Genomic DNA, 13535 nt, shown 5'->3' on the forward strand with positions numbered 1-13535 from the left:
TGATTCTCTTCCGGGCCTGATGTCAGGCCCGGAAAGTTATTTCAGCAGGAAACTGGTTTGTTTCACATCCTGAGAATCTAACCCCACGAATACATTGAACTTTCCAGGCTCTGAAGCCCATTTCAATTTATCGTTGTAGAAGCGTAAATCTTTTTCGCTGATCGTAAAGGTAACAACTTTCTCTTCGCCCGGCTGCAGGTTGATTTTCTCAAAATTCTTCAACTCTTTAACCGGACGACTGATCGATGCCGTGACATCCTGCAGGTACATCTGGACGATCGTCGCACCGCTGACTTTGCCGGTGTTTTTCACCGTCACGCTGGCGGTGAGCGGGTGTCCGGCATCCATCGTGGTGGATGACAAACTCACGTCAGACACACCGAAGCTGGTGTAGCTCAGGCCATAACCGAACGGGAACAGCGGGCCGTTGGTGATATCAAAATAACGGGTGGTGTATTTATCTGGATGCTGAGGATTAAACGGACGGCCGGTATTGAGCACGCTATTGTACAAAGGAATTTGCCCGACTGAGCGTGGGAAGGTCATCGGCAGTTTGCCTGATGGATTGTAGTCTCCAAACAGAACGTCGGCAATCGCATGTCCGCCTTCGGTGCCGCTGAACCAGGTTTCCAGCATGGCATCAGAAATTTCGTTTTCCCACGACAGGGTCAGCGGACGGCCATTCATTAACACGACAACCAGCGGTTTACCGGTGGCTTTCAATGCCTTGAGCAGGTCACGCTGGCTTTGCGGAATGTTAATTTCGGAACGGCTGGACGCTTCGTGCGCCATGCCTTGTGCTTCGCCGACTACGGCGACCACAACGTCAGCTTTTTCTGCTGTTTTCACCGCTTCGTCGATCATATCCTGCGGTTTGCGTGGATCGTTGATCACCTGTTTCTCGTAAGAGTTCAGGAAATCGACCAGAGCCTGATCGTTGGTGACGTTGGCACCGCGGGCATAGAGGATAGTGCCTTTATCACCGAGCACATCTTTCATCCCCTGCAACACAGTGACTGCCTGCGCTGCCTTACCGGCTGCCGACCAACTGCCCATCACATCACGCTTGCTGTCAGCCAGCGCGCCAACGACGGCAATCGTACCTTTTTTGTTTAACGGTAACGTTTGATTGTTATTTTTCAACAGCACCAGCGAGGTCCGTGCCACTTCGCGCGCCTCCTGGCGATGCAGACGGCTTTCGGCGTTGGTGTCAGCCGGATCGCTCGACTGCGGGCCTAAATGACGATATTCATCAACAAACAGCCCCATATCCCATTTCGCGGCCAGAACATCGCGAACGGCGCGGTCAATGTCTTTCTGGCTCACCATGCCGTCGGCAAGTAACCCTTTCAGGTACTTACCGTACATATTGTCAGCCATGTCCATATCGACACCGGCTTTCAGCGCCATCGCGGCCGCCTGACGATCGTCTTCGGCTACGCCATGTTTGACCAGCCCGCCAATGGCGCCGTGGTCGCTGACAGTCAGGCCCTTGAACTGCCAGTCATCGCGCAGAATATCTTTCAGCAGCCAGGTATTCGAGGTGGCAGGAATACCGTTAACGCTGTTCAGTGCCACCATCACACCGCCGGCACCCGCATCGACTGCCGCTTTATAAGGTGGCATGTAATCGTTGAACATGCGGGTCAGGCTCATGTCCACAGTGTTGTATTCGCGGCCGCCTTCGACAGCACCGTACAACGCATAGTGTTTGACGTTTGCCATGACGGCGTCAGGGGCAGACGGATCTTTGCCCTGATAACCGGTAACCATTTCATGCGCGAGGCGCGAGGTCAGATAGGTATCTTCGCCGAAACCTTCAGAAACACGGCCCCAGCGCGGATCACGGGTGATATCGACCATCGGTGAGAACGTCATGTTCAGGCCATCGGCTGCCGTTTCCTGGGCTGAAATACGTGCGCTGGTCGCCACCGCCTGCATATCCCAGCTCGCCGCCAGACCGAGGCTGATAGGGAAAATCGTGCGCTGCCCATGCACCACGTCATAGGCATAAAACGGAGGAATTTTCAGGCGGCTGTACTGCACCTGATCCTGCATACGGCGGATATCGGGCTTAGTTACCGTGTTAAACACGCCACCGACTTTACCGGCGCGGATGTCAGCCATGATGGCTTCTTTTTGGTACTCAGGCCCCACAGTGACCAGATTCAGCTGACCGATTTTTTCATCAAGGGTCATTTTTTTCATCAAATCGGCAATGAACGCGTTGCGCTCTTTCACCTGATCCTGAGGAATGCCCGTTGTTTCAACGGCGAGAGAAGAAGCAGAACTTACCAGTAACACTAACGCGCCAAGCATGTGATGCGTATTCATCGGAATTCCTTCAACCATAAGCAGGGGAGCCAAATCAGAGAAAATTCAGCAGCCTGAAGCAAACAAAGCAATGATCATTCTAAGAAAAGTATAGAGTGAGAATCTAATACGTCCCTTCAACTATTAGCAATGAATAGTTTAGACGCCAGCACAATATCTTTTTACCTTTCGGTACATCCCGCAATTTACAGGTAATCAGAATGATAGATACAAAAAGACATTCGATGCGTCACGCAAATTTTTATATTTAGGATTACATGACATCCGGCTGAACAAATAATCATCAGAAGTAACACGGGGGGAAAGCGCGGGATAACAAAAAGGGCAGAACATGCGGTTCTGCCCTTTAATAATCTGGAATATCCGCTAAGGAAATCGGATTAATAGTAGTAAGACATATCGGTCGGGGTTTTGCTCATGACATCAAAGAAAACGTCTTTGGTGTTTGCCCAGAATTGCGCGACGGCAACGGCGTTGTAGCTCATGCCCATCAGGCTCATGACAAAGAAACAGGTCACGGTGAGGCCGATACCACTGCAAACGAATGCCATGGTATTGCGGCTGGACTGGCGACAAACAATATTAAGCTGACTGGTGCAGAACATCAAAAAAGCGCTCAGCAATTCCCAGCGCATCATTAAAATCCCGGCAGTTAATGTACCCATCTATAAAATCCTTACTTACTACAGCCACTTGCACGAAGCCAAAATCAGCCGGAAGGCTGCTACGACGGGCGGGCAATGGGCTTTACAGAAGAAATGGTGAATTACAATTATGTGACGACGGTCACATTATATCACTGGATTTTATTTTTGAGTAAAAAATGTTCGCTAATAAAAAATAGGCATAACACATCAACTTATTTTGACGATGTGTTATGAAAAGCGGAGAAATCGTGATGTATTTTGAAGAGATAATTACGCGCCGTAACCCATCACTTGTAACAGGTGCTGAGCCTGCTGCACCGCTTCCTGCCGGTGCGCAACCCCCAGCTTCTGATACAGATTACGGATATGCGTTTTGATGGTCGTTGATGCAACGTCCAGCTCACCGGCAATCTGGTCATTACTGTAGCCGGAGTAAATCAGCCCCAGAACCTGCCACTCGCGCTGCGTCAGCGGACTGGTACGGATTAGCTCCGGCACTTGCGGATGGGTCAGCAGTTTGTTCACAAAGCCTTCGTCGAAATGCGCAAACTTATGACGGTGATGCTGGTTAATTTCGCGCAAAATCTGCTGGGCGCGGCGCTGTTCCAGTTCCGGTAGCAGATTAAGCTGGATCAACTGGCGCAGTTGTTGCGCCATCATTTCCCCTTCGATGACAAAATGACTGACAAAACCGGTACGGTTCGCCAGCGCCAGCGCTTCGATCAATGCTTTTTGGGCGTCACTTTTGCGCCCGGTTTGCCAGTAAAGTAAGTTACTCAGCAGCAAATTGCGGTTCAGATCGCTGGTCAGGCGCAGCTGCCGGGCATTCTGATTCAGTTCATCGAGCACCACTTCAGCTTCATCAAACTGTTCCAGCAAAATCTGTACGCGGGCAATATTTCGCCACTGGCCTTGCTGGAAATGGTTATCTGCCATGTCCGGTTTACGCGCCTGTTGCAGCCACTGGCGTGCAGCGTTTTTATCGCCAATCATCTGCCAGTAAATCACCCGCGGCTTATCGGTATTGGTCAGCCAGTCAATGTGATACTGACCGGTTTTCAGCAACGCTTCACAGCGCTGTAAATGGTGATGGGCGTTGTCGAGCTGACCGCGTGCCAGCGAACATTTCGCCAGCATTGCCAGGCATTGCAACTGCTGTTGTGGCTGGAAATTGCTCAGCACATTAAGCCCTTCACGCGCAGCTTCTTCTGCATCATCGAGCCGCGACCATGACCACAGCAGCTGGGAACGTAAACGCAATAAAAATTCGTGCATCGGCAACTGTTCAAGATGCTGTTCGCGCACCAGTTCAAAAGCGCGATCCTGCATCTCAAACGCGGCCTGCAAAAAGCCCTGAGCAATCAGAATTTCACTCTGTTGCAGCAGCGCCCATAAGGCGTAGTGATAGGCTTCATAACGGCGGGCGATTTGCTCGGTCTGCTGCATCAGCGGCAGTGCGCGGGTGAGATCCCCTTTGCAGTGCTGGATTTCACCGGTCACGGACGTGGCCACAATGCGGCTGTAATAGCTTTCATAAGGCAGATAGCGCAGCGCCTCAGTGGCCAGTTTTTCCGCCTCATCCTGACGTCCGTCGTTGATAGCCACCTGTGCCCGCAGGGCATCAAACTCGGCCGCCAGTGCCTGTTCCATCACAATATTATGCTGTTTCATTTCGCTTTCAGCGCGGGCCAGCAACACCTCGACTTCAGCATAACGGTGCTGACTTTGTGCGAGCCATGCCTGCAACAACACCAGTTTAGGATTCTGAATCAGCCGGTCATAAGGCAGAGCGGCAAGACATTCTTCCAGCAACGCCAGCTCGCTTTGATTAAACAGGGCCCAGGCATGTTGCAGCAGAATATCGCGCAGCAGATTGGTGTCTTCGGCACCCAGCGCATGATGAATGGCTTCGGCCGGAAAACCTTGTGCTAGCCAGCCTTCGGCGGCAGCGCGATGAATGGCAGGCAGCTCAGATGCCAGTTCCCACTGACAACGCTGACGCAGGAATGTGGCAAACAGCGGGTGGAAGTTAAACCATTCGCCGCTGTCATCCATACGGTTGATGAATAATCCCTGACGTTCCAGTTCTTCCAGCCGTTGCTGACCATTTTCGCTGCCGGTCAGGCGCACAATCAGCGCATCGTTCATTGAGCGCAACAGCGAGCAGCGCAGGAGAAAATCACGCGTCGGGGCATCAACGCGATCCAGCACTTCATCCACCAGATATTCAGAAAGATGGCTGGCATTCAGCCCGGCCAGTTTGCGTGCGGACTGCTGCGTCGAATGCTGTGAAGGGTGAGAAGACTGCCGCGCCGATAACGCAATCAGTTGCAAGGCGGTGGCCCAGCCCGCGACTTCGTCGCACAGCCGGCTGCTGTCTGCCTGATCAATCGGGTCTTTCAGCCGGTTGTCGAAAAATTGCTGTGTTTCCGGATGCGTAAAGGCCAGATGCGTGGCGTTGAGTTCCAGCAGTTGATCCCGCACACGCATATTGGCGATGCCCAGCGGTGGCAGGGTGCGTGAAAGCACCACCAGTGACAGGTTTTCCGGCTGATGGCGCAGGAAAAAACGCATCCCTTCATGAATGGCGTCATTAGAAATCAGATGGTAATCGTCGATCACCAGCAGCAGCGGGCTGTGCCAGTCGGAAAGCTCCACAAAAAGCTGGGCAAACAGCGCAGGTAAACTGGCGTACTGATGCTTGAGACTCAGCGCTTCGCTTTTGATGCAATGCCCGCCGCAGGCCTGCTGTACAGCAGCAATCAGATAGCTGGCAAAGCGCTCCGGCTGATTGTCGCTTTCATCAAGAGAATACCAGCCCAGATCGCTTTTACCTGCAGCCCAGTGCGCCACCAGCGTCGTTTTCCCATAACCCGCCGGACTGGCGACCAGGGTCAGACGATAATTTGGCGCAGTCGAGAGCTTCGTCAGCAGACGTTCCCGAACCACTGTATTTTGCTGCCGCACCGGGCGGCTCAATTTTGAAGGGATCAGCATTTTTTTCGATTCTTTTGACAGAAGGACAGAGGGGCGTTATTTATTTCACAGCGTGTAATTAATCACTTTTTCTAAAGTCCTCCTTTGAAACATTGATTGCAAGAATGTTACGTTTTTACATGCCGTTAAGTTGCTCTGCATCACACTTCTTAATACAAATTTTCAGGCATCTGCCCTGAACCTCCGTCTCCTCCGGCTACGCCCCGTTTCTCCTCCCTGCCTAATCTTTTACGGGAGGATGCCGCTCACCGACATACGCGTCAGCATAGTGATAATCAACACCAGACTTTCCCTACAAATTTCCGGATAAAGAGGCATGTGATGCAGGTGACTTTAGATAAGACGCAGTTTTTAGCCGCGCTGAAACGCCAGTGGCAAGGGTTCGGTTTGCAGCAGGCACAGGATATGACACCGCACCAGTGGTGGCAGGCCACCAGTGCCGCATTATCTGAACAACTGAGCGCGCAACCGGCACCGGCGGCGGCGAAACAGCCGCAACGGCACGTTAACTATATTTCGATGGAATTCCTGATCGGGCGCCTGACCGCGAATAATCTGATCAATCTCGGCTGGTACGACACGGTCAGTCAGGCGCTGAAAGAGCAGGGTGTCGAGCTGGCCGACGTACTGGAGCAGGAAACCGATCCGGCGCTGGGCAATGGCGGATTAGGCCGTCTGGCTGCCTGTTTCCTCGATTCCATGGCGACCGTCGGGCAACCGGCCACCGGCTACGGTCTGAACTATCAGTACGGTCTTTTCCGCCAGTCGTTCAGCGAAGGCAAACAACAGGAAGCGCCGGATAACTGGCATCGCGAATGCTATCCGTGGTTCAGCCACAACAGCTCACTGTCCGTCGATGTGGCGTTTGGTGGCAAACTGACAAAAAACGAAAAGGGCGCTGAACAGTGGCATCCGGCGTTTACCCTGCGCGGTGAAGCCTGGGATCTGCCGGTGGTCGGGTACAAAAATGGCGTTACCCAGCCGCTGCGTCTGTGGCAGGCCACTGACGTGCATCCGTTCGATCTGACGCTGTTCAATGACGGTGAATTTCTTAAAGCCGAGCAAAAAGGCATTGATGCGGCCAAACTCACCAAAGTGCTGTATCCGAATGACAATCACGACGCTGGTAAACGCCTGCGCCTGATGCAGCAGTATTTCCAGTGCGCCTGCTCGGTGGCCGATATCCTGCGCCGCCATCACTTCCTTGGCCGTAAAATTGAGGATTTACCGAAATTTGAAGTCATCCAGCTCAATGACACGCACCCGACCATTGCCATTCCTGAGCTGTTGCGTATTTTGCTCGACGAACACCAGCTTGAATGGGACGCCGCCTGGGCGATCACCCGCCAGACGTTCGCGTACACCAACCACACGCTGATGCCGGAAGCGCTGGAGTGCTGGGATGAAAAACTGGTGCGCAGCCTGCTGCCGCGCCATTTCTCGCTGATCAAAGCCATCAACGCCCGCTTCAAAAAAGTGGTCGAAAAACAGTGGCCGGGTGACAAAGCCGTCTGGGAAAAACTGTCTGTCCATCAGAACAAACAAGTGCGGATGGCAAATCTGTGCGTGGTCAGTGGTTTTGCGGTGAACGGCGTGGCGGCGTTGCATTCCGAACTGGTGGTCAAAGACCTGTTCCCGGAATATCACCTGTTATGGCCGAATAAATTCCACAACGTGACCAACGGCATCACACCGCGCCGCTGGCTGAAACAGTGTAACCCGGCGCTGTCATCGCTGATTGATGACACCCTGAAAACCGAATGGGTGAATGACCTGGACGCGCTGAAAGGGCTGGAAAGTTCTGCGGATAATAAAAAATTCCGTCAGCGTTATCAGGCCATTAAGCGTGAGAACAAAATCAAACTGGCGCATTACGTGAAACAGGTGATGGGGCTGACCCTCAACCCTGATGCCATTTTCGACGTACAGATCAAACGTCTGCATGAATACAAACGCCAGCATCTGAATCTGCTGCACATTTTGTCGTTGTACCGTCAGTTGCGCGATAACCCGGAAATGGACCTGGTGCCGCGTGTGTTCCTGTTCGGCGCGAAAGCGGCACCGGGTTATTACCTGGCGAAAAACATCATCTATGCCATCAACAAAGTCGCGGAAAAAGTGAATAACGATCCGCTGGTGCGTGACCGCATCAAAGTGGTGTTTATTCCGGATTACCGCGTGTCCGTGGCTGAACTGATGATCCCGGCGGCTGATGTTTCCGAGCAAATTTCTACCGCCGGTAAAGAAGCTTCCGGCACCGGCAACATGAAACTGGCGCTGAACGGCGCGCTGACCGTCGGCACACTCGACGGCGCGAACGTTGAGATTGCTGAAGAGGTCGGGGAAGACAATATCTTCATCTTTGGTAACACCGTTGATCAGGTCAAAGCCTTGCAGGCGAAGGGCTACGATCCGCTTAAAATTCGCAAGAAAGACAAGCACCTGGATAAGATCCTCAAAGAACTGGAAAACGGCTTCTTCAGCAATGGCGACAAACAGGCCTTCAGCCTGATGCTCGACAGTTTGCTGGGCGGCGGCGACCCGTATCTGGTGCTGGCTGACTTTGCCGATTACTGCGCGGCACAGCAAAAAGTCGACGCGTTGTATCGCGACCAGGACGAGTGGACCCGTAAAACTATCCTCAACACGGCCCGCGTAGGGATGTTCAGTTCCGACCGCTCGATCCGCGATTATCAGCAACGGATCTGGCAGGCGAAGCGATAAGGAGCCCGCATGGAGAACAAAGCACTGGAGCAGGCCGCCAGGGAGGCGGGGATTGCTTCTGGTTTTATTAATGCGCACGGCAAACAACAGGCAATCGCTTCCGAGACCAAGCGTGAACTGTTATCGGCGATGGGCTGGGTGGCGGGCAGCCGCCGCCCGGTTGCCACGCCGGTGCCGTCGGTCAAAGTGTTTGTCACCGGCAGCCGTCTGGCATTGCCGGTCGGCGGTGAAGGCGAATATGCCTGGACTCTGAAACTGGAAAGCGGCGTGACCCAAAAGGGGCGGATCAGCGGCAAAATGACGCTGGCACTCCCGGGTAAAATTCCTGCCGGTTATCACCAGCTGACGTTGACGCAGGATGCGCAACAGTGGGAGTGCCGGGTCATTGTCGCGCCGAAACGCTGTTACGAACCGGATGCGCTGCTGGCCGGTAAAAAACTGTGGGGCGCCTGCGTGCAGCTTTATACATTGCGCTCGGAAAATAACTGGGGCATCGGTGATTTTGGCGATCTCAATCTGATGCTGAAAAACGTCGCCGAACGCGGCGGCGCGTTTGTCGGGCTCAATCCGATCCACGCGCTGTATCCGGCGAATCCGGTGGCCGCCAGCCCTTACAGTCCGTCATCCCGCCGCTGGCTAAACGTGATTTATATCGACGTCGGCGCGGTAGATGATTTCCGGCAGAGCGATGCGGCGCAACAGTGGTGGCATCAGCCGCTGACGCAGCAACGTTTGCAGGCGGTGCGCGCCAATGACTGGGTGGATTACGCCAGCGTTATGCCGCTGAAATTAGAAGGATTACGGCTGGCTTACGCGCATTTTCAGGGACGTAAGGCGCAGGATCCGCAGGTGAAATCCCTGCGCAACTTCGTCAAACAGGGCGGTGAAAGCCTGTATCTGCAGGCTGCGTTTGATGCGCTTTACGAGCATCTGGCGAAAGAAAGTGATGTGGCACTTGGCTGGAACCGCTGGCCTGAAAAATATCATGATGCCCGTGGCCCGGCCGTGCGGGCGTTCTGCGAACAACATGCGCAGGACGTGGAGTTTTACCTGTGGCTGCAATGGCTGGCGGAAACCCAGTTTACGCAGTGTTATCACACCAGCCAGCGGCACGAGATGCCGATGGGGCTTTACCGTGATCTGGCGGTCGGCGTGGTGGCAGGCGGATCCGAAACCTGGGGCGACGGCGAACTGTATTGCCTGAAAGCTTCAGTGGGTGCACCGCCGGATATTCTCGGCCCGCTCGGTCAGAACTGGGATCTGCGCCCGATGGATCCGCATGTGATGGTGAGGCGCGGCTATCAGCCTTTTATCGATCTTCTGCGTTCCAACATGACGAGTTGCGGCGCGTTGCGCATCGATCATGTGATGGCGTTACTGCGCCTGTGGTGGATCCCGGCGGGTGAAACGGCGGATAAAGGTGCGTACGTGCAATATCCGGTGGATGATCTGCTGGCCATTTTAGCCCTGGAAAGCCAGCGTCACCGTTGCATGGTGATCGGCGAAGATCTGGGCACCGTACCGGTCGAGATCGTCAGCAAACTGCGCGAAAGCGGCGTGTATTCCTACAAAGTGCTGTATTTCGAGCGCGACGAGGAAAACAACTTCCGCGCGCCGCAGTCCTATCCGGTTCAGGCGATGGCCACGATTACCACGCACGACCTGCCGACGCTGCGCGGCTACTGGCAAAGCGACGATCTGGCGCTGGGAAAATCCCTCGGTTTGTACCGCGACGAGGCTGTTTTACAGGAGCTGTACGCCGACCGCGCCCGCGCACGTCAGGGGTTGCTTGATGGTCTGCATCATTACGGCTGCATCCCGAAGAAAACCGGGCATAAAGCCGCACTGATGGAAATGACGCCAATACTCAACCGTGGTCTGCAACGTTACGTTGCTGACAGTGCCTGTGCCTTGCTCGGCCTGCAACCGGAAGACTGGCTGGACATGGGCGCACCGGTTAACGTGCCCGGTACCAGCGATGAATATCCGAACTGGCGCCGTAAGCTCTCCCATACGCTCGAAGAGATGTTTGCCGACGAGCAGGTGAATAAGCTGATTAAAGACCTCGATAAACGCCGCCGGAAAGTATCGGTGAGCTGAAGCTGAAAGGAAGGAAGTGAAAAGGGGTTCTGCCTTAGGGCAGGACCCCTTTTTTATGGGCAACCGTTGGGATCGGATGGCCTGTATATGAATCCTAAGGGGGTCTGGTGATCGCTATACAGTCCATTGCCTCTTGTGAGCTCGCTGATACCTTTGCACCGACTATTTGGTTATTCCCGATCCCTCCATGCATAAAAAAAGGCGGCTTATTCAGCCGCCCAAGACACAGGGAATTGATCAAGTATTACAAAGCGCATTAGCCTTACAGTTAACCTTTCACACCGCCTGCCGTTAAGCCGCCGACCAGCCAGCGTTGAGCAATCAGGAACACCGCCGTAATCGGGATAGCCGACAATATGGCTGCCGCCGCGAAATCACCCCACAGGTAATTTTGCGGGTTAAGATATTGCTGCATACCGACCGCCAGGGTGTAGCTGTTGACGTCACGCAGCAGTAACGACGCCACCGGCACTTCGGTGATGGCCGCGATGAACGACAGAATGAACACCACTGCCAGAATTGGCACAGACAGCGGCAGCAGAACCAGACGGAATGCCTGCCACGGGCTGGCGCCGTCCAGCGCAGCGGCTTCTTCCAGCGAACCGTCGATGGTTTCGAAATAGCCTTTGATCGTCCAGACGTGCAGGGCGATGCCGCCCATATAGGCGAAAATCACGCCGCCGTGGGTGTTCAGCCCGAGGAACGGCACGTACATGCCGAGACGGTCGAACAGGGCGTATAGCGCCACCAGCGACAGCACCGCCGGGAACATCTGAAAAATCAGCATCCCTTTAAGCAGCGAACTTTTACCGCGGAATTTCATGCGGGCAAAGGCATAGGCGCAGGTGGTGGAAAGCGCGACGATGCCGACGGCGGTGATCACGGCGATCTTGATCGAATTCCACAGCCACAGCATCACCGGGAACGGCGGTGGCGTAACGCTGCCGTCGCTGTTGTTGACGGCAATGCCGAGCGCCAGTTTCCAGTGATCCCACGAGACCTGATCCGGGATCAGGCTGCCGGTGGCGAAGTTACCCGGACGCAGCGAGATGGCGAACACCATCAGCAACGGGAACAGGATCAGCGCCAGAAAGCACAGCAACAGCAGGTGTGTGACCAGCAATCTGACTTTCTGCGACTTCGGTTTAACCATAGGCATTGTTTGTTTCTCCTCAGTCGAATTTCATACGTGATGCTTTCAGGTTCACGACAGCCAGCGCTCCCACCAGCAGGAAGATTAGCGTGGCAATCGCTGCCGCCAGCCCGAAGTCCTGCCCGCCGCCGCCTTCAAAGGCGATGCGATAGGTGTAGCTGACCAGCAAATCGGTATGACCCGCTGGCGTGGTGGTGCCGAGCATGTCCGGCCCGCCGTTGGTCAGCAACTGGATCAGCACGAAGTTATTAAAGTTAAACGCGAAGCTGGCGATCATCAGTGGCGTCAGCGGTTTGATCAAAAGCGGCAGCGTGATGCGGAAGAAGTTCTGCATCGGCGTCGCGCCGTCCATAGCGGATGCTTCGTAAAGATCGTCCGGGATCGCTTTCAGCAGGCCCATGCACAGGATCATCATGTACGGATAACCGAGCCAGGTGTTGACGATGATGATCATGCTTTTGGCCGTCCATGGATCGCTGAACCATGCCGGTTTGATGCCAAACAGCGCGCTGAGCATCAGGTTGATCTCACCAAAACTCTGGTTGAATAACCCTTTGAAAATAAGAATCGAAATAAACGCAGGCACGGCGTAGGGCAGGATCAGCAGGATGCGGTACGCCGCTTTCCCTTTCAGTTCTTCCCACTGCACCACGCAGGCCAGCACCATACCGACAGCCACGGTGAGCACCACGGTCAGCAGGGCGAATACAACGGTCCAGACGAAAATCGACAGGAACGGTTTCTGGATCCCTTCGTCATGTAACACGCGAAGGAAGTTGCCCCAGCCGATGCCGACGGTAAAGCCGGGGCTGAGTTTTTCTGCCTGCCATTCGCCCTGAGCGTTCACTGCCTGATAGAAGCCGGTGTCCATGTTCGGGCGGTAAATCGTGCCGGTTTGCACATTGGTCAGCTGCTTCTTATCTTCACCGAGTTTGTACAGCGGCTGAGTGCCGGAGAACTGGCGCAGGGAACTCATGCGCAGCGTTTCGCCGTCGGGTAATTTCGCTGAGATCTGACCGAGGGCCAGACGGTTTTGTGTCACTACCCGCAACCCGGCTTTTTCAGCCGATGGCGCGGTTTGCGGCAGCATGTCCAGCGTTTGCGGCGCGGAAGCGTTGAAAGCAAAAGGCGGGGAAACCAGCGTCTCGCTGTTATCCGCCGACGTCAGTGCCAGCTGCCATCTATCGCCCGCAGGGAAGAGTGCGAAATTCAGCACCTTGCCGCCCTGGAATTCACGTCCCATGAGAACGGACTGCGCACGTTCAAAGGTCAGCTGATTGGTGCTGCTGTAGTTAGTGAAGGCAATCGCGATGGTGCAGATCAGCGGAAACAACACAAATAACGACATCCCGGCCAGACCGGGGTACACGTAGCGCCACGAATACGCGCGGCGGTTGCCATAAATGTATAAGCCGACACCGGAGAGGATCAGGGTTAGAACGGCAAAGAGGTATTCACCCTGCGCATACATCAGCACGATCAGATAACCGGTAAAGCAGGCGAGCAGGGCGATGATCAGCCACTTAAGCGCATTGCTGAACGGCCTTTTTTTGGCTACTGGCATAGGGACAATCCTTGTA

7 protein-coding genes are annotated in these 13535 nt (G+C 54.4%); 2 read left to right on the forward strand and 5 right to left on the reverse strand.

The window, feature by feature from the left end; translation table 11 throughout:
- Nucleotides 1-36: 36 nt before the first annotated feature.
- The 3 genes from bglX to malT all read right to left on the reverse strand — a co-directional run bounded on the left by bglX (nt 37) and on the right by malT (nt 5978).
- Nucleotides 37-2334 (reverse strand): beta-glucosidase BglX, encoded by a 2298-nt coding sequence (gene bglX, locus DXU84_RS13315; RefSeq protein WP_013573865.1) that lies wholly within the window; start codon nt 2332-2334, stop codon nt 37-39.
- A gap of 380 nt (nt 2335-2714) precedes the next feature.
- Nucleotides 2715-2999 carry a YjcB family protein gene (locus DXU84_RS13320; RefSeq protein WP_013573866.1) on the reverse strand — a complete coding sequence of 95 codons (285 nt, stop codon included), beginning with the start codon at nt 2997-2999 and terminating at the stop codon, nt 2715-2717.
- Between the two features lie 252 nt (nt 3000-3251).
- Nucleotides 3252-5978 (reverse strand): HTH-type transcriptional regulator MalT, encoded by a 2727-nt coding sequence (malT, locus tag DXU84_RS13325; protein ID WP_112197552.1) that lies wholly within the window; start codon nt 5976-5978, stop codon nt 3252-3254.
- A 321-nt stretch (nt 5979-6299) separates the two neighbouring features.
- Between malT and malP the strand changes: the two genes are divergently transcribed.
- A complete protein-coding gene (malP, locus tag DXU84_RS13330; protein WP_112197553.1) occupies nt 6300-8702 on the forward strand; it encodes a maltodextrin phosphorylase in 2403 nt (800 codons plus the stop codon).
- A 9-nt stretch (nt 8703-8711) separates the two neighbouring features.
- Nucleotides 8712-10802 (forward strand): 4-alpha-glucanotransferase, encoded by a 2091-nt coding sequence (gene malQ, locus DXU84_RS13335; protein WP_013573869.1) that lies wholly within the window; start codon nt 8712-8714, stop codon nt 10800-10802.
- 268 nt (nt 10803-11070) lie between these two features.
- On the opposite strand, the gene malG is transcribed toward malQ, so the two are convergent.
- Both malG and malF read right to left on the reverse strand, forming a co-directional pair.
- Nucleotides 11071-11961 carry a maltose ABC transporter permease MalG gene (malG, locus tag DXU84_RS13340; RefSeq protein ID WP_013573871.1) on the reverse strand — a complete coding sequence of 297 codons (891 nt, stop codon included), beginning with the start codon at nt 11959-11961 and terminating at the stop codon, nt 11071-11073.
- A gap of 13 nt (nt 11962-11974) precedes the next feature.
- Nucleotides 11975-13519 (reverse strand): maltose ABC transporter permease MalF, encoded by a 1545-nt coding sequence (malF, locus tag DXU84_RS13345; protein WP_013573872.1) that lies wholly within the window; start codon nt 13517-13519, stop codon nt 11975-11977.
- Between the last annotated feature and the right edge of the window lie 16 nt (nt 13520-13535).

The sequence above is a fragment of the Rahnella sp. RcJ3 genome (genome assembly GCF_009498575.1).
Classification (GTDB): domain Bacteria; phylum Pseudomonadota; class Gammaproteobacteria; order Enterobacterales; family Enterobacteriaceae; genus Rahnella; species Rahnella aceris.